Raw genomic sequence first — 15,783 nt, 5'->3', positions numbered from 1 at the left:
GGCCTGTTAACATTTAAATCGGGAGATGCGTTCAAGCCAAAAGGTGGGATGGCAAGGCGTAGTTCGCCGCCGAGGCTGATGCCTCGGCAAGAGCAGAAATAAACCTCGCGCTGTCCATCGCGCCTTTTGGCTTGAACCCTTCGGGAATGGGTAAAACGGGCACATGGCGTTGTTGCAAGTCGCTTACAGTGCTTGCACTGCGGCGCGACTTGACGGTGAAGTCAGGGTTTCGAGCAGCATGCTGCTCGCTGACGTAACGAAGCATCTTTGCAAAGATGCTTTCCTTCAGCGATAGCCTAGCCCTGTGCCCGTTTTTCCGCATTCGCACTCCCAATTTAGATGTTAACAGGCCCTAATTAATTTTGGCGTGATTTTTGAGGCAGAAGTCTGGTGGGCTTTTTGATGAGACTAGCGCACCAGATTCCATTTTTGATATCTAGGTGGGCGATGAAATTACTGCGCCACCATCTCCACCCGACGATTACGCGCACGTCCTGTTTCCTCGGCATTGCTCGCTACAGGTGCCAAGTTGGCGTTACCTTTGGCGATCAAACGACTGGCGGCTATCTTATACGGCGCGCTGCTTAAAGCTTCGACGACGGCTTGTGCTCGTTGCAAAGACAGCGTCATATTGCTATCAAAGTTACCGACATTATCAGTGTGACCCACGATAAAATATTTTTGCTGGGTTTGCGTTTGCATCAGTTTTGCCATTTCATCCAACTGTGCTTTTGACTCTGGCTTGATAATCGCTTTGCCCGTATCAAAATAGAGGCCATATAAAGCAATCTTACCTTCGGACTGCAAGGCGGTCTTGATCGCATTCGCATCTACGCTGACCTGCCCAGTTTGCATCGCTTTAGGTTCTATGATTTGAATAAACGTCGCGGTTAGTTCAGTCACGCTATAGGCGGCTACCGAGGTATAGAGCACGACATACACTTCTTGACCGGCGTTTTTGAGTGAGCCCACTAACATCAATCCTTTGTCCGAACTCAGGCTAGAGCTGTGGCTATAACGGCTGCCGGTCGGGGTATAAATACTGCCATTGGCCCACTGTAAACCGTCTGTAGGTTTGCTCAATTTACTCCAAGCATAATACAAAGCAGCGCAGTCTTTTTCGCAGCTAAAGCGCGCCTTAAAACCGGCCGACTTGAGTGCTTGCTCATAATTGCGAAAAACTTCTAGCGTCGACTTACCGCGCGGTGCCAAATATAGCAGACGAGTCACTTTACCTTCTAGCGTCAAACTCTCTTTGAATTTTTTATCGCTATCTATCTGAGCACTCATTGGTATAGTCGCCGCATTCCATTCTTCAGCCAGATAGCCTGTCAACCATGAGCCGGTAAAGCGTTTGATCATAGGATGATCTTGTCCCTTGATGACATCTTTACCCCATTCACTCGCCTCATCAGCGTGACTGATGGTGGTGTTGAGACTTAGTATTAAAAGTAACGCGCTGCTTAGCGCAGCGATGATAGATTTTTTCACAGTGGTTTCCTTGGTTTGGAATTTTGGTTCTAATGTCATATTAATTAGGACTTACGCGAAATTGTCCCAGCTAGAGCCTGCCCTCGAACGCTCTAATCGGGGGCGTGTCGACGAAGACAGTGCTATTGCACGGCGAGACGACAACAACGACGCTGGGACGATTTTGCTTAAGTCCTATAATAAAGAATGTTGAGTATTCATTATTATTGCTTTGAATGCAAATTGGCCTTCGTTAAATTTGCAATGGGCGAAGTTATTAACATGCGCGTACGACCAAGCTTCCGCTCATCCCAAATGAGTCAGTCAGATACTACGGTTGATTTACAATTCGCCTTACGAACTAAATCTTTTTCCACAAACACCCATGAACTCACTCCACCAACAACTCAATTTTTTACGCGAGATTGATCGCTTAAAAACCGTGATTCGACAATCACCTTTGTTAGACCAAAGCCGTAAAGAAAACAGTGCCGAGCATTCTTGGCATTTGGCGATGTACGCCCTGTTATTGCGTGATCATGCTGTGGGTGTAATCGACGTTGAGCGCGTCATCAAAATGTTGCTGATCCATGACATCGTTGAAGTCGATGTCGGTGATACGCCGATTCATAGTGGCGCCTCGTCACAAGATCAAACGCTGTTGGAGACGCAAGCCGCCGCGCGATTATTTGGTCTGCTACCTGAGCCACAAGGCAGCGAACTGCTCGCGCTGTGGCATGAATTTGAAGACGCCGTGACCGAGGATGCCAAGTTCGCCAAGGCACTGGATCGGGTACAACCGCTATTGGCGAATGTTCATACGGGTGGCGGCACCTGGACTGAAAACGGTGTCACTTTAGAGCAAGTGCTGCAACGCTATGGCACCGTCATAGCACGCGGATCGCCTGCCTTGTGGCAGGTTTGTGAGCAATTGGCGAGGGAGCATTTTGCAAAACAAAGTTCTTCTGTACCAGTTTGATCTTAGATAGATTGTTTTTTCTCATTAAACTAATAGGAGTCTGCATGCCCATCGTAACGCTCACCGTTCGTAAGCCCAAGTCTGACGAATTTAAATCTTTAGTTCTCGATGCAGTACATGCTGCACTTGTTTCTTCCGGTGTACCCGCCACGGATAAATTTCAACGCGTGATAGAACTTGACGCTCAGGATTTTCGTTTTGATACCCATTATCCTGACCTGCAAGCGAGCCGCGATAATGACTTTGTCTTGATTGAAATTTTATGGTCGATAGGACGTAGCGTTAAAGTGAAGAAAAAACTACTTGAAGAACTGATGAATCGACTTTCCGCATCAGGGTTTAATCCTGAGAATGTGATGGTTTGTTTCAAGGAAACCGCCTGGGAGAATTGGTCATTCGGCGGTGGTCGTTTGATTCACACTTAGCCTAGTCTGTCCTTTATGGAATTGCGTTAGGGGAAGCGATTATTATGTTTTGTACTAACGTAGGCTGGGATCGCGCGTGGGCTGGAGGTCTTGTGAATGATAATTTCAGATTTCTTTAAATTAAGAATAGTTCAAATCCCATTTGCAATAGTCCCATTTTGGGATTATTATGTAAGTATGCGTATCATATCAATATCCACGATTAAATCGTTTTGGGAAAGCAATCCCGCATTTATTGATGCGAAAGAGCCGGCATTGGCGTGGTATCGTCATGCGCTTAAAGCTGACTGGGATTCTCCCAATAGTGTAAAGCTCGATTTTGGTCAAGCCAGTATTCTGCAAGATGGTCGCGTTGTTTTTAATATTGCAGGGAATAAATATAGGTTGGTGGTCTGGATAAATTACCCATACCGCGTGATTTATGTTCGATTTTTTGGTACGCATAAGCAGTACGACAAAATCGACGTGCAAACTATCTAATGGTGATAAAAATGGATATTAAACCGATACGAACTAAAGCGGATCATAAGGCTGCGCTTAAAGAAATTGAGTCGCTTATGATGGCAAAATTTGGCTCTCCAGATGGCGATAAACTTGATGTGTTGGTGACATTGGTTGAGGCCTATGAAAGCAAACATTTTCCTATGGATTTGCCCGATCCAGTTGAAGCAATTAAATTCCGAATGGAGCAATCTGGTTTATCGGTTAAAGACCTTGAACCCATGATTGGAAAAAGTAATCGTATCTATGAAATCTTTAATCACACGCGGCAATTGACCTTGCCGATGATACGGCGCTTACATTCGGGTCTAGGCATTCCTGTTGAAAGTCTGATCAAAGAATATCGTTCGTAGCGACACCGAAGAAAGTATGCTCACTTTTCTCATCTATCTAAGCGATGAGTTTGAACAAGGCCAGACAGAATTTCCTTGGGAAAAAATACAGCCTAAAGTTGGTTTAGCGCTAGTATTTCCACATAGGCTTAGCCACCGTGCCAACAATGTCATCAATGGTACTAAGTACGTTTTGCGTACCGACGTGATGTATCGTGAGATTGAGTAATGGCAAACGCTGAATTGACCGCAACGACTGCGCTGATTGGCTGTACTTTTTATTGGTTTTTTTAAATCAGATTGCAGTCAGATATAAGCAAATTAGGCTAAGTCTTATGCGGGTTGCCAGAAGGTAGGTACTAATTGCTTAATTTTTGATAGTCGGTTATCTTTGCAATTTATATAATCAAATCACATTATTCGGAGAGCTATGTTTTTTCGTAACTTGAATGTATTTATTGCTTGTCTATTGGTTGGTGGCATGACCTTGGCTGCGCCAGTTGGCATGTTTATGTCAATTGCGTTGATGGCTGTCATTGGTTCCAAATACGCGACCGTTGCCGGATACTATCTTGGGTATGCCATACTCGCGGCCACTCTTGCTTTCTTTTGGTGGAAAGGTGGGCTTTCTCCAGTAACAAGAAAGCAAGATCGCGAAGGACGGTTTAACTTTGGACACAACCTCCTTGGATTGACCAATGTGGTGGCCATTGGAGCACTCGCGGGACCAATCTTGCTTGCGCAGATCACCAAGAATTCGGACCTTGCAATGTACGCATGGTTTTCAATACCCGTTTATATGTTCGGTTTTTTAGCTTGGCCAGTAGGACTATTTATGGTGTGGAGTAGTCGAGCATAATTGGTTGCTCGTCGCGTACACGCATCAGCAGGGTGTTGCTTTGCGACGCATACTGCCTGCCGGACAGCGCCAATGTTTAAACATAACCGGCCATATAACTCACCATAATGATCGCAAGAATTAAGTTTGGTGACGATAAGCCGAATGTCGCCTTTCATCTTAAACGTTAAAGTGCATGATGATCAATAGACTTTTCACCACCTTCGCTTTAGTAGCCCTATCGAATTCAGTCGCAGCGGTTGATTGGAGCTATAAAGGCTTAGGGTATTCTTTGGGAACGACTGGAGTTAGCTCAGATTTCGGTACCGATACTGGCCGCATGGGGCGCATCGTTGAGCTTAAAGCATACGGCCTACCGACTCGTGAAACTACTATGCCTGTCTGTTATGAACTAGAATTTTTCAATGAGAGTCAGGAAGGTTTATTGTATTGTAAGAAAGCGAAAGGATCAGCTCTCAGCGAGTCGGTATTTACACGAACACCAATAAAAGGCGACAACAAAACTTTTGTTTGTATTAAGAAGTGTAGAACTAAAACACCAAAGGTCTTGCGTCTGAAATATGATAATACTGATTAGGTTGTTGCCCTTTAACATGAGGCGCGACTCGGAAATTACGCGAGCTGGCGTTTTGATACTCAGTATTATTTCAATTATTTGCTCTTCGGTTAATGTGCGTTGTGCGCAGTTCCGATCAGCTTAGCGCAGAAACATAATTGACCAAATAACTCACCATAATAATCGCAAGAATTAATCCTGTTTACGGTGATCAGAAGTTTTCGTCCCCGCTCTACAAAAACTTTCCTACCTACGATTACGCTATATTTTCACCATTACACCGCTTAGCTTAGTTACTATGCCCACCAACCGGCACCCGCAAATCATCCAAATAGTCACGAGCAATATTCACACTACATGACACGCCCAAATGGTGACGTTGGTCTTGTAGCCATTGCTTAGCAGAGTTGATACCTAGGTCGCGGAGTTGGTAGATTAATGCGGCGTCGGTTTGTGATTTGCTGGAGGCGGGATAGGCTTCGAGTTGTTCGCCGCCGTCGATGCGATGCATGAGGACGTTTTTGTAGCGGGTGGGATCGAGTTTGCCTTCGGCGAGTAGACGTTTGACAAAATCAATCGCGCGCATCTCGGCGATTAGGGCGGAGTTGAAGGTCATTTCATTGAGTCGATCTAGGATGTCAGCCGAGGTTTTGGGCAAACTATCACGTCGTATCGGATTGATTTGCACCAGCAGTACGTCACGACTTTGGCATTCGTAAATGAGCGGGTGTATCGCTGGATTACCCGAATAGCCGCCATCCCAATAATGTTCGCCTTCGATTTCTACTGCTTGAAACACCGTGGGTAAACAGGCTGATGCCATGACCGCATCGGCAGTCAGGCGTTGGCCGCTGAAGATTTCGGCTTTGCCGTCGCTGACCTTGGTGGCGACTACAAATACCTTCATGGCTTTGCAAGATGCCAGTCGCTCAAAATCAATTTGCCGCTCTAAGAAAATTTTTAAGGGATTAATGTCTAGCGGATTACTTTGATAAGGTGAGATCGCGTTAGCCCACAGGCTACCCATAGACTCCGAGAATATTTGTGCGGGTGAGGGCGCACCAACGAGTGCCGCCATACCACCAAACAAAATATCAAACGGCACGCGTTGTGCTTGCGCCAAGCTGTTTTGCAAAGCGCCCATGTTGATGACGCCATCCCAAAAATCCTTCAATGACTGGCGTGCTGCGTCGCGTTTTGCCGTGGCTGATTTTTTGTCCGCCAACGCAAAGCCATGCGCCATCGCTACCGCATTCATGGCCCCTGCACTAGTGCCACTTACGCCTTCAAAATTGATATGCCCGTCTTCTAATAAGGCGTCCAATACACCCCAAGTGAAAGCACCATGCGAGCCGCCACCTTGTAGTGCTAGATTGACGATATGTTGCTTGTTCAAATGAATCTCCTTAGTCTCTTGCGACGCTTTTACCATGTCTTTAGAGTATAGCGCTTGTATCAGAGCTGTATGGCTACTTGTGTACGATAAGGCCTGTTGATCGGCATTTTCATCGAACATTTTTGTCAAACATGATGGCGTATTTGAGATGGATAGTAGTCATTTTCAAATACGCGGATAAGTTTTATGATGACGTTCCTCAATCAGGAAATCGAATGCCATGCACAATTATGTAATCCGCTCAGCGACACAAGACGATAGCCAAGAATTAGCGAGACTATTTACCGAACTTGGCCATCCAACTACCTCCACACAAATACTGACCCATTGGCCAGCGTGGTCGCAGTATGGCAGTCAGGCCTTGGTAGCGGCACAAGACGATGGAGAGTTACTCGGTGTGCTCGCGTTGCACAGTATGATTGTATTGCACCGACCTAAGCCGATTGGTCGTGTGAGCGCTTTAGTCGTTGATGCCCGATTGCGGGGCAGTGGGATAGGACGTGCGTTAATGGCAGCGGCAGAAACTATTTTGAAAGAGGCGGGATGTGGGTTGATCGAGATTACTAGCCATAATCGCTTAGTAGATGCCCATGCATTTTATGAACATCTGGCTTATGACCGAACTAGCATACGTTTGGTGAAAAATTTGGACTGAAATTTGAACTGTATGCGTTTGACGTCAATTCAATTGTAGATTTGTAGATTTGTAGATCGCTAGAACTGACGAAATAACTTGAATTCATTGGCATGGTGCAGGAGATTATATGCAATTAATATTTACCAAAGGCAGTGGGAAATACGACCGTATGGATATCGTCCGCAATGGCCTACCTGCGGAGGGTATCGATTGCCCAAAACAAGGCATTATTCCTCATGATATGGTGCATTTTGGCGTTGAGATTACGTTGCATAAGCGCGGTTTTATCGGTAGGGTTTTGCATGGTGAAGCGGCGACCTTTCAAATGGAAGCGGAACCAGAGAGCGACGGTGTAGAGCGTTTGGTTGAAATATTTCAGGCGGATGGCTGGTCGGGCTGGAATAGCTCACCCGCTGATATGTTGGATCTATATCGTGTGACTTGCGATGCTCGACAATGCCCTCCTTTGCAATTAAGTATTGACGATATCGACGCTGTGCGTAAAAAACTTTTAGAGTTGACCGCGCTATGGCAAGCGGTTGCGATGGGTGCATCCTTAGTTCTAGAGTTTGAGTGATAAGAGCTAAGTTCTTGTTTTATAAAAGCGAGGGAGGCGGGCATGGGCACAACAGCGTCGGTACAACAGTTAGTTGTAAAACTAGTCAAGCAGCTTGAAGCCTTGGGACTAGAATCCTACCGCAATACTCTACGCAAACACGGTGCGCAAGAGCCACTCTTCGGTGTCAAAATCGAAGAGATGAAAAAGTTGATGAAGCCGTATAAAAACGATTTAGATGTTGCATGCGCCTTGTTTGATACCGGAATTTATGACGCGCAGTACATGGCGGGTTTGCTGGCTGATGGTAGCAAGATGAGCGCGACGCAATTGCAGCATTGGGTAGAAACCGCCAACTCGCACGGCATACGTGAATACAGCGTGGCGTGGGTGACTGCGGAGAGCACTCATGCCATGTTCTTAGCCTTGGCGTGGATAGATTCGGATAATCCCGATATCGCCGCCGCTGGCTGGTGTACTTTGAGTAGCTATATCTCTATCACTGAGGATGCAGAATTGGATGCTGATTTACTGCACAAATTGCTGAAACGTGTACAAGCCGAGATTCATCATGCGCCCAATCGTGTGTGTTATTGCATGAACGGTTTTGTGATTGCGCTTGGTTCTTACGTGACGGCTCTTAGCGATGCTGCAATTCAAGCTGGAAAAACCATTGGTGAAGTCGTGGTTGATGTCGGCGACACCTCCTGCAAAGTACCGTTCGCCCCTGACTACATTGCCAAGGTCGCGCAGCGCGGGAGCTTGGGTAAGAAACGTAAGACGACTAAGTGCTAGCGCTGGTGCTAGGCCTAGTGTTAGCTCGCACTCAACAAACTCTTCTCATACTCACCCGGTGTCATTCCTATCAAGGCGCGAAAATCTCGTACAAAATGCGCTTGATCAAAATAGCCTAGCTCTAGTGCTAGATCACTCCAGCTACATGTTTTACCTGCCTGTACTTGTGCGATAGCTTGATGCAGGCGGTAACGTTGTATCACCCATTTCGGGCTGGCACCTACATAAACTTGAAACAAGCGTTGTAAGCTGCGTTTGTCTAAACCCGTATGCGTGATTAAATCTTCCACGCTAATCAGGCTGCGATTTTGTTCTATGTCTGTGAGTAATTGATCCAGAAAATTGAGTTTGGGATCTGCTTTTGGTAGGTAGGCCAATAAAAAATTTTCTGCCGCATCGCACATCGCCGAAAAGTCTGGCGCCGCTTCGATTTTCGCAAGCAAATCCTCGCCCCCAGAAGCGAAACAGCTAGGGATATCGAGTGCCTGATTATGAATCTCGGCGATGGGCTTTCGGTAAAACGGATAGAAACCGCCCGCTTTGAATTTGATACCAAAGACTCGATCTTGTCCTGTCAATTCTCGCGTAAAACGTGCGCTGTGCACGCCGTAAATACTGGCTTGCCCTCGTTCTACGATGAGATGCACATTAGGGTGCGGTAAAGTCGCTTGCTGTTGTGGCTGACATCTACGTAGATCCCAACTGACGAACCAGTAATGCGCAACGAATTGAGCTAATGCTGCGCTAGGGGTTTGTCGCAGATGTTGAAATTGTCCTTCGCTAAAACTGGGTCGCAGTACACCACGCGGTTCATTGCTTGTCATAGTATTTTGTCGCGTTTTTACTATCCGTTGGGGAAGAATCAGGTTTAAATATCCAATAATGTGATCAAGTACGAGGCATTTATAAGAGGTATTTATAAGAGGTATTTATGAGACGATTAAACCAAGGATTATATGTAGCTTGTATCAGTTTGTGTCTGATCGCTAGAATAAGCCATGCAGAACCAACACCCAACGCTATTCAACTTAAGGAGTCCATCATGCATCAGATACGCGGTAGTTTCGACGTTAAACTTCAGCCACAAGCGCCAGCAGCTGCAATTGCAGAAGCTCATTTAGGACGACAAACCATAGACAAACAATTTCACGGCGAGCTGAGCGCACATAGTTTGGGTGAAATGTTGGCCGCGATGACCGAGGTCAAAGGTTCCGCTGGCTATGTGGCGATAGAAAGAGTGAACGGGACTTTGCAAGGTAAGCGCGGTAGTTTTGTGCTGATGCATACCGGCGTCATGGATAAAGGTACGCCTCACTTGACGATACAAGTGGTGCCAGATTCTGCGACGGATGAGCTAGTCGGTTTGAAAGGGCAGATGCAGATAGAAATAAAAGACGGTAAGCACTTCTACGTGTTTGATTATAGTTTGCCGTGATTGGAAATCTTTTTGCTCTTTTACATTCCGTTCAAAATTAGCTTGAATTTAGTTTCAGATTTTTTTTGCTGCACTATGCTGTGACTGGATTGACTGCATTGCATAAAGTCGAGCTATCGAATAGCGCGATGCGGTCAAAAAAATATGAGTTCTCGCTCAACTACAGATTTTACCGAGTAGTGATGCTAAGATAAGCCAACATGAGCTGACATGAGCTAGGATAAGTTAGAGTGATTTTTAGAAGATGCAGGTTGATGGCATAACAATGAGAAAAACGTATGGCAAGCATTGACACTAAACCAGTTCCAACCTTACTTGTGGTAGACGATGATCCCTTAGCTTTGGCTATGATTAGCACGATTTTACGCGCCTCGGCTTACACGATTTTCGAAGCACACAATGTACATGACGCCATATTATTGGCGCAGCAAAAGAAATTTGATCTGGCTTTATTGGACATGCATATGCCAGACATGTCAGGTCTGGAATTGGCGCAAAAGCTAGAGGCGATTGACGGACTTCCTTGCATGTTTATCACAGGTGCTAGTGATAAGGAATTAGTTAGACAAGCGACCGATTTCGGCGCCGTTGGCTATATTGTGAAGCCCTATGATGTACAGCAAATTGCCCCAGCGGTAGCGGCGGGCTTAGCCAGAGCGATTGATATTCGCCGTTTGCGTCAGTCAGAAAGTGATTTGAGCAATGCCTTGCGCGCGGCGCGCGAGACCAGCATTGCTGTCGGACTTTTAATGGGAAAATACCATGTTGATCGTGACACCGCATTTGATATCTTGCGTCAGTATTCTCGTTCACATAGAAGTAAGATTCACGACGTCGCAGAGCAATTACTTAATGCGAGTGAACTGTTAAGTCAATTTCATGCGCTCTTTAAAGAACATATGCCACCAGAGAAGAAATAAGCTATTTTGGTTTGATTTAACGCAAATTAACAATTCATTTTATTGCCGTACGGAAAAATTAGACCTATACTTGCGTCAAGATTTAAAAATAAATCTAAAAAGATTTCTTAGCGACTTTACCGACAAACCGTAATCTAGCGCGAAATCTTCCTCAGCTGCCACTCCCCCGCAGCGCCATGTATCTCCCGGCCCATTCCGCCGATTTTCATTTAATTTTTATTGTCAAAACTCGCAGTAGATTTAAGCCCACGTCTTGTGCTTAGTGCTGTTTTGGTTTGGCGATTTTCTTGAAAAACGAAGGAAATATCATGTCTAACGAAGTTACCAGCAACGCAGAAAGCCTGACGTCGAATCGTCACGGCTGTGAATACCTCAGTTTTAAACTAGGCGAAGAAGAATACGCGATGGATATCCAGCAAGTGCAGGAATTGCGTCGCTATGAAACAGTGACGCAAATTGCCAATGCACCTGAGTATGTGAAAGGTGTCGTTAATTTGCGCGGCATTATCGTACCCATCTTAGATTTGCGTATCAAGTTCCAAATCGGTTCACCTACCTATGACGAATTTACCGTCGTCATTATCCTCAATATCCATAACAAACTGACTGGCATCGTAGTCGATAGCGTATCCGATGTCGTGCTGTTAGCGGCAGAGGATATCCGATCCGCGCCATTGATTCAGGAGTTGGCCGAGGCCAGCTACCTAATTGGTTTGGGCAGCATCGCAGAGAGAATGTTGATCGTGGTTGATATCAGCAAGATGTTATTGAGTGCGCAATTGGGTACGCAATTAGACCTGCAACTGAGCGCACAACCCAGTGCGCAAATTGGAGAGCACGAATCTGAACTGGAAACGAGTGACTTGTCGGCTTAATTGATGGCGTAGTTTGAAATCGTCTATTAAATTCTAAAACCTATTCTTTCGGGTGAAAAAAATGAATATCAGAAATTTGAAAATTGCACATAAGCTCGCTTTCGCATTTGGCATTGTGATTATTCTATTAGCGGCATTGTCTTTAGTAAGTTTTCGCGGGATTACGCAATTGAAAAGCGAAATGGAGCTGACGGATAAAGATCGTTACCCTAAGGTGGTCTTGGCACATACGATCAAAGATCAACTGAATGAGAATGCACGCAATATGCGCAATATCTTACTCTTAACAGATCCAGAAGTAATAAAAACCGAGTACGCCAATATTGAGAAAAGTTCCAGTATTAATAAAGAAGCGATTAATCAATTGGATAAGACCATCACAAGCGTAAAAGGCCGTGAATATTTCAATGAACTTATGGATGTTCGAGAAAAATTTATCGCATCACGTACCAAATTTTTGAACTTAACTAGAGAAGGTAATAAAGAACAAGCCTTAGCGATGTTAAGTACAGAAACGCGTCCCGCGCAACTCGCCTATTTTAAAGTTCTCGATGCGTTTATTAAGTTTCAAGAAGGTTTGATGGAAGAAGCCGCTGCAGAAGCACAACGAGATGCGGCAAGTGATATTAAGTGGATTGCCGGTATGGGCTTGAGTGCCTTGCTGTTATCAGTGGGTTTGGCTACTTACATCACTCGTGCTATTACACGACCATTGAATAGCGCGGTAAGTGCGGCTCGTCAAATCTCTAAAGGTGATTTAACGGTTGCCATTGAGGTGGACTCGACGGACGAAACAGGACAGTTGATGCAGGCGCTAAAAGATATGAACGCCAGCTTGCTCAATATTGTGACACAAGTGCGTATGGGTACCGATACGATTAGCACAGCATCGAGCGAGATTGCCGCAGGTAATATGGATTTATCTTCTCGTACTGAGGAGCAAGCGAGTTCTTTAGAAGAGACTGCTGCTTCGATGGAAGAATTAACTAGCACTGTTAAACAAAATGCCGACAATGCGCGCCAAGCTAATCAACTTGCCAGTTCAGCCTCGACAGTAGCGGTGCGTGGGGGTCAGGTTGTCTCTCGTGTCGTCGATACGATGGGATCGATTAACGAATCCGCGAAAAAGATCGTCGATATTATTAGCGTGATTGATGGTATTGCATTTCAAACCAATATTTTGGCGCTCAATGCAGCGGTAGAGGCCGCACGTGCCGGTGAGCAGGGGCGTGGCTTTGCTGTGGTCGCCTCCGAAGTGCGCACCTTAGCGCAACGCTCAGCCGCCGCTGCAAAAGAAATCAAATCTTTGATCGATGATTCCGTGAATAAAGTGACAGAAGGCAGCAAGCTTGTCGGTGAAGCGGGTTCTACTATGGATGAAATTGTCGTGAGTGTAAAACGCGTCAGTGATGTGATTAGTGAAATCACGGCAGCCAGCCAAGAACAAACTGCAGGCATTGATCAAATTAATGTTGCGATCATACAAATGGACAATGTCACGCAACAAAATGCTTCTTTAGTAGAAGAAGCCGCCGCCGCCGCCGAGGCGATGCAAGATCAAGCCCGGAATTTATCAGAAGTGGTCAGTGTCTTTAAGCTTGATATAGAACACCTAGCGCACCCAAAAATCGTCGTAAAAAAAGCCAAAGTACATAGTGCGAAACAAGTGGTAAATCACTTGTCAAACAGTGCGGCAAAAAAAATAAGCTCAGTCGCGACTAGTGCCGCCAAATCAACCATGCGTGCTCCCAAATTAGGCGTAGCGAATGGCTCAGCTGATCTTGACTGGGAAGAATTTTAATTGATGTTTGATATGTGTGACGAGTCGTAACGTTAAACCTTCAAATCCCAGAGAACGTAGAGGAATCATCATGTTACCAACACCTAAAAAATGGCGCAGTATTTTGTGCATCAATCAAGATCATCAACAATTAAATATGCAAGGCTTAGTACTAAACAGCCTTGCCAATTTAGATGTGCACTACTGCAATTCGAAAAAAAAGGCCGCCAGTGTCATGAATCATATTCAGCCCGATGCGATCTTATTTGAACTGGAACAAGGCGATGATTTTTTGAGTGCCTTGGCTTGTTTAGATGATGCTGAGACGAACAATATTCCGGTCATCTGTATTGTCGATCATGCTCAACATCAGCAACTAAGTGAGAATTATCATCGCAATTTAGTCGGTGCCATTGTCAAACCCATTGAACTACTACAATTGCCAGATAGAGTTATTGAGATTTTAGAAAATTCACACTTACAAGCTTTGCACTGATTGATTGTGCTCAAGGCTGCTTAAGGTCAGCGATAGTCAAAACACCTACGCTGCTGGCGTTTTGATTAAAGACTTCTGAGGCTAATGCGATATGGATGGCAAGCCATTCATTGTTGCGCTTAGACCCGGTTAAAACTAGCAGTGATTTACTTGTTTTCCGGCGTTACTCGAAATTTGTGTTCGAGAGTAGTGCAGTCCGGGGCATGAAGGAGCTTTAATGTTGACACGTATTGGAATCGCAAGGCGTTTGTACCTTGTGTCTTTTTTGCTAATTTTGGCCTTGGTTATAGTCGCGTTCGATGCGTGGATAGCTTTGGGTAATATGAAAAAAATGGTGGTGAATACCGAAGAAAAAAGAGTGCCGCAACTGATGGAGATCGCTTCGATAGAATTGAATGTCACTCGTACCTCCTTGCAGTTGCGCCATGCAATTTTAGTTAAAACACCTCGTGAGCTCGATGCAACTATGGCTGATATCGCAGCCAAACGGTCTGCAATTGATCAGGCACTTAAAGAATTTGAGTCAGGCGTCGCAACATCGGAGGAACGCATTTTTATTGAAAAATTTAAGCTCCTGATTAAAGACTTCTGGATCGTCGGTGAGAAAAATATTCAGTTAATTTTGAATGGTGAAAAAGAGTCTGCTTTTGATTTTTTGGTGGCGAAAACCATTCCAGTACGTAATCTTTTGTTGGCTGCAAGTGGTGCGGAAAAAGATCGTCAAAGCAAGCAACTCAAACTTGAGTTAGGTTCTTTTGGTCACAAGGCTGATACGACTCTATATCAAATAGTAGGACTCATCGTGGTGGTGGCGATTGGTTTGCTCGCGTTTTCTACCTACATTGCTGCAGTCTTGCGTCTACGCGTACGTATTTCTCAAGAGGTGGCTGAACGGGTTCGAGATGGCGATTTAACACATGTTGTTGTGGATGATGCCCGTGATGAATTTAGTCCTTTACTAGCCTCGCTCAAAAGCATGCAGCAGTCTTTAACAGAAATAGTCAGCACTGTTAGACATGGCTCGGAGGGCGTGGCTGCTTCAAGTGCGGAGATTGCGTTGGACGATTTGGAGCTTAGTGAGCGCACTGAAGGTCAAGCGAACGCTTTAGAAAAAACGGTTACAGCTATGAGCCAGTTGAGTAGCACCGTGAAGCAAAATGCTGATAATGCGCAACAAGCCAATCAATTGGCCGCCTCGGCATCGGATGTTGCGACTAAGGGTGGAACGGTAGTTTTAGAAGTGGTTGAAACCATGAAAGGTATCAATGTCGCATCGAAAAAAATTGCCGATATTATCGGTGTCATTGACGGGATTGCTTTTCAAACCAATATTCTGGCACTTAATGCCGCGGTCGAAGCGGCTCGCGCTGGTGAACAAGGGCGCGGTTTTGCAGTGGTCGCATCGGAAGTAAGAAGTTTAGCGGGAAGATCAGCCGAAGCCGCTAAGGAAATCAAGAAATTAATCGACGACAGTGTAGAACGTGTGAATCGCGGTTCCGCTCTAGTTGATCATGCTGGAGCGACAATGAATGAGGTGGTTAGTGCAATTCGTCGTGTGACCGATATCATGGCAGAAATCAGTGCGGCTAGCGCTGCACAATCGAATGATGTGATCAACGTAGGGACGGCTGTGACACAAATGGACGCGAGTACACAACAAAACGCTGCGATGGTCGAAAAAATGGCGGTAGCTGCTGATAGCCTGAAATCACAAGCGCATGAATTAGTAATGGCCGTATCAGTTTTTAAATTGCAATCCGTACTTAGGTAA

At 45.4% G+C, this 15,783-nt stretch carries 20 protein-coding genes; 16 read left to right on the top strand and 4 right to left on the bottom strand.

Going from position 1 to position 15,783, the window contains the following annotated elements; translation table 11 throughout:
• Positions 1–31: 31 nt before the first annotated feature.
• Together ACFFJH_RS11965 and ACFFJH_RS11960 are read right to left on the bottom strand one after the other, a co-directional pair.
• On the bottom strand, positions 32–322 hold the full coding sequence (locus tag ACFFJH_RS11965; RefSeq protein WP_390212906.1) for a hypothetical protein: 291 nt from the start codon (positions 320–322) through the stop codon (positions 32–34).
• 131 nt (positions 323–453) lie between these two features.
• Positions 454–1,491 carry an OmpA family protein gene (locus ACFFJH_RS11960; protein WP_390212904.1) on the bottom strand — a complete coding sequence of 346 codons (1,038 nt, stop codon included), beginning with the start codon at positions 1,489–1,491 and terminating at the stop codon, positions 454–456.
• Between the two features lie 364 nt (positions 1,492–1,855).
• Here ACFFJH_RS11960 and ACFFJH_RS11955 point away from each other — a divergent pair, with 364 nt between their 5' ends.
• From ACFFJH_RS11955 to ACFFJH_RS11925, 7 genes are all read left to right on the top strand, one after another.
• Complete coding sequence (locus ACFFJH_RS11955) at positions 1,856–2,449, top strand: HD domain-containing protein (RefSeq protein ID WP_390212903.1); 594 nt, start codon at positions 1,856–1,858, stop codon at positions 2,447–2,449.
• 44 nt (positions 2,450–2,493) lie between these two features.
• Positions 2,494–2,874: a tautomerase family protein gene (locus ACFFJH_RS11950; protein ID WP_390212901.1), complete on the top strand. Its 381-nt coding sequence runs from the start codon at positions 2,494–2,496 to the stop codon at positions 2,872–2,874.
• A gap of 177 nt (positions 2,875–3,051) precedes the next feature.
• Positions 3,052–3,354 carry a type II toxin-antitoxin system HigB family toxin gene (locus ACFFJH_RS11945; protein ID WP_390212899.1) on the top strand — a complete coding sequence of 101 codons (303 nt, stop codon included), beginning with the start codon at positions 3,052–3,054 and terminating at the stop codon, positions 3,352–3,354.
• A 5-nt stretch (positions 3,355–3,359) separates the two neighbouring features.
• The gene (locus ACFFJH_RS11940) at positions 3,360–3,728 is read left to right on the top strand and encodes a helix-turn-helix domain-containing protein (RefSeq protein ID WP_446697467.1); all 369 of its coding nucleotides are present in this window, start codon (positions 3,360–3,362) and stop codon (positions 3,726–3,728) included.
• The gene (locus ACFFJH_RS11935) at positions 3,718–3,936 is read left to right on the top strand and encodes a 2OG-Fe(II) oxygenase (RefSeq protein WP_390213195.1); all 219 of its coding nucleotides are present in this window, start codon (positions 3,718–3,720) and stop codon (positions 3,934–3,936) included. The genes ACFFJH_RS11940 and ACFFJH_RS11935 overlap by 11 nt, the downstream gene beginning before the upstream one ends.
• Before the next feature lie 201 nt (positions 3,937–4,137).
• Positions 4,138–4,566, top strand: a complete 429-nt coding sequence (locus tag ACFFJH_RS11930; RefSeq protein ID WP_390212895.1) for a hypothetical protein — start codon at positions 4,138–4,140, stop codon at positions 4,564–4,566.
• A 175-nt stretch (positions 4,567–4,741) separates the two neighbouring features.
• On the top strand, positions 4,742–5,143 hold the full coding sequence (locus ACFFJH_RS11925; RefSeq protein ID WP_390212894.1) for a hypothetical protein: 402 nt from the start codon (positions 4,742–4,744) through the stop codon (positions 5,141–5,143).
• A 268-nt stretch (positions 5,144–5,411) separates the two neighbouring features.
• Here the strand turns inward: ACFFJH_RS11925 and ACFFJH_RS11920 are convergent, their stop codons facing one another.
• Positions 5,412–6,554 (bottom strand): patatin-like phospholipase family protein, encoded by a 1,143-nt coding sequence (locus ACFFJH_RS11920; protein ID WP_390213194.1) that lies wholly within the window; start codon positions 6,552–6,554, stop codon positions 5,412–5,414.
• A gap of 184 nt (positions 6,555–6,738) precedes the next feature.
• Here ACFFJH_RS11920 and ACFFJH_RS11915 point away from each other — a divergent pair, with 184 nt between their 5' ends.
• From ACFFJH_RS11915 to ACFFJH_RS11905, 3 genes are all read left to right on the top strand, one after another.
• On the top strand, positions 6,739–7,173 hold the full coding sequence (locus ACFFJH_RS11915) for a GNAT family N-acetyltransferase (protein WP_390212892.1): 435 nt from the start codon (positions 6,739–6,741) through the stop codon (positions 7,171–7,173).
• A 109-nt stretch (positions 7,174–7,282) separates the two neighbouring features.
• The gene (locus ACFFJH_RS11910; protein ID WP_390212890.1) at positions 7,283–7,732 is read left to right on the top strand and encodes a hypothetical protein; all 450 of its coding nucleotides are present in this window, start codon (positions 7,283–7,285) and stop codon (positions 7,730–7,732) included.
• Between the two features lie 42 nt (positions 7,733–7,774).
• Positions 7,775–8,506 (top strand): DNA alkylation repair protein, encoded by a 732-nt coding sequence (locus ACFFJH_RS11905; RefSeq protein WP_390212888.1) that lies wholly within the window; start codon positions 7,775–7,777, stop codon positions 8,504–8,506.
• Positions 8,507–8,526: 20 nt separating this feature from the next.
• Here ACFFJH_RS11905 and ACFFJH_RS11900 read toward each other — a convergent pair whose 3' ends face one another.
• Complete coding sequence (locus tag ACFFJH_RS11900) at positions 8,527–9,330, bottom strand: DUF6597 domain-containing transcriptional factor (RefSeq protein ID WP_390212886.1); 804 nt, start codon at positions 9,328–9,330, stop codon at positions 8,527–8,529.
• A 218-nt stretch (positions 9,331–9,548) separates the two neighbouring features.
• On the opposite strand from ACFFJH_RS11900, the gene ACFFJH_RS11895 reads away from it, so the two are divergent.
• The 6 genes from ACFFJH_RS11895 to ACFFJH_RS11870 all read left to right on the top strand — a co-directional run bounded on the left by ACFFJH_RS11895 (position 9,549) and on the right by ACFFJH_RS11870 (position 15,783).
• Positions 9,549–9,941 carry a DUF3224 domain-containing protein gene (locus ACFFJH_RS11895; RefSeq protein WP_390212884.1) on the top strand — a complete coding sequence of 131 codons (393 nt, stop codon included), beginning with the start codon at positions 9,549–9,551 and terminating at the stop codon, positions 9,939–9,941.
• Between the two features lie 278 nt (positions 9,942–10,219).
• Positions 10,220–10,861, top strand: a complete 642-nt coding sequence (locus ACFFJH_RS11890) for an ANTAR domain-containing response regulator (RefSeq protein WP_390212883.1) — start codon at positions 10,220–10,222, stop codon at positions 10,859–10,861.
• A gap of 308 nt (positions 10,862–11,169) precedes the next feature.
• Positions 11,170–11,736 carry a chemotaxis protein CheW gene (locus ACFFJH_RS11885; RefSeq protein ID WP_390212881.1) on the top strand — a complete coding sequence of 189 codons (567 nt, stop codon included), beginning with the start codon at positions 11,170–11,172 and terminating at the stop codon, positions 11,734–11,736.
• Between the two features lie 61 nt (positions 11,737–11,797).
• Complete coding sequence (locus tag ACFFJH_RS11880; protein ID WP_390212879.1) at positions 11,798–13,537, top strand: methyl-accepting chemotaxis protein; 1,740 nt, start codon at positions 11,798–11,800, stop codon at positions 13,535–13,537.
• Positions 13,538–13,607: 70 nt separating this feature from the next.
• Positions 13,608–14,012 carry a response regulator gene (locus tag ACFFJH_RS11875; RefSeq protein ID WP_390212877.1) on the top strand — a complete coding sequence of 135 codons (405 nt, stop codon included), beginning with the start codon at positions 13,608–13,610 and terminating at the stop codon, positions 14,010–14,012.
• Positions 14,013–14,229: 217 nt separating this feature from the next.
• The gene (locus ACFFJH_RS11870; protein WP_390212876.1) at positions 14,230–15,783 is read left to right on the top strand and encodes a methyl-accepting chemotaxis protein; all 1,554 of its coding nucleotides are present in this window, start codon (positions 14,230–14,232) and stop codon (positions 15,781–15,783) included.

Origin of the sequence: Affinundibacterium danionis, assembly GCF_042432465.1 — a bacterium.
Taxonomy (GTDB): Bacteria; Pseudomonadota; Gammaproteobacteria; order Burkholderiales; family Burkholderiaceae_D; genus Undibacterium; species Undibacterium danionis.
Note: the sequence above shows the minus strand (reverse complement) of the source record. Positions and strands in the feature narration are given on the sequence as shown.

What these genes read in the sequence shown, in the direction of transcription:
- ACFFJH_RS11925 (WP_390212894.1), top strand. Translation starts at nt 4,742, where the DNA reads ATGATGATCAATAGACTTTTCACCACCTTCGCTTTAGTAGCCCTATCG.
- ACFFJH_RS11945 (WP_390212899.1), top strand. Translation starts at nt 3,052, where the DNA reads ATGCGTATCATATCAATATCCACGATTAAATCGTTTTGGGAAAGCAAT.
- ACFFJH_RS11875 (WP_390212877.1), top strand. Translation starts at nt 13,608, where the DNA reads ATGTTACCAACACCTAAAAAATGGCGCAGTATTTTGTGCATCAATCAA.
- ACFFJH_RS11955 (WP_390212903.1), top strand. Translation starts at nt 1,856, where the DNA reads ATGAACTCACTCCACCAACAACTCAATTTTTTACGCGAGATTGATCGC.
- ACFFJH_RS11890 (WP_390212883.1), top strand. Translation starts at nt 10,220, where the DNA reads ATGGCAAGCATTGACACTAAACCAGTTCCAACCTTACTTGTGGTAGAC.
- ACFFJH_RS11915 (WP_390212892.1), top strand. Translation starts at nt 6,739, where the DNA reads ATGCACAATTATGTAATCCGCTCAGCGACACAAGACGATAGCCAAGAA.
- ACFFJH_RS11870 (WP_390212876.1), top strand. Translation starts at nt 14,230, where the DNA reads ATGTTGACACGTATTGGAATCGCAAGGCGTTTGTACCTTGTGTCTTTT.
- ACFFJH_RS11950 (WP_390212901.1), top strand. Translation starts at nt 2,494, where the DNA reads ATGCCCATCGTAACGCTCACCGTTCGTAAGCCCAAGTCTGACGAATTT.
- ACFFJH_RS11910 (WP_390212890.1), top strand. Translation starts at nt 7,283, where the DNA reads ATGCAATTAATATTTACCAAAGGCAGTGGGAAATACGACCGTATGGAT.
- ACFFJH_RS11930 (WP_390212895.1), top strand. Translation starts at nt 4,138, where the DNA reads ATGTTTTTTCGTAACTTGAATGTATTTATTGCTTGTCTATTGGTTGGT.
- ACFFJH_RS11905 (WP_390212888.1), top strand. Translation starts at nt 7,775, where the DNA reads ATGGGCACAACAGCGTCGGTACAACAGTTAGTTGTAAAACTAGTCAAG.
- ACFFJH_RS11920 (WP_390213194.1), bottom strand. Translation starts at nt 6,554, where the DNA reads ATGGTAAAAGCGTCGCAAGAGACTAAGGAGATTCATTTGAACAAGCAA.
- ACFFJH_RS11895 (WP_390212884.1), top strand. Translation starts at nt 9,549, where the DNA reads ATGCATCAGATACGCGGTAGTTTCGACGTTAAACTTCAGCCACAAGCG.
- ACFFJH_RS11880 (WP_390212879.1), top strand. Translation starts at nt 11,798, where the DNA reads ATGAATATCAGAAATTTGAAAATTGCACATAAGCTCGCTTTCGCATTT.
- ACFFJH_RS11965 (WP_390212906.1), bottom strand. Translation starts at nt 322, where the DNA reads ATGCGGAAAAACGGGCACAGGGCTAGGCTATCGCTGAAGGAAAGCATC.
- ACFFJH_RS11900 (WP_390212886.1), bottom strand. Translation starts at nt 9,330, where the DNA reads ATGACAAGCAATGAACCGCGTGGTGTACTGCGACCCAGTTTTAGCGAA.
- ACFFJH_RS11885 (WP_390212881.1), top strand. Translation starts at nt 11,170, where the DNA reads ATGTCTAACGAAGTTACCAGCAACGCAGAAAGCCTGACGTCGAATCGT.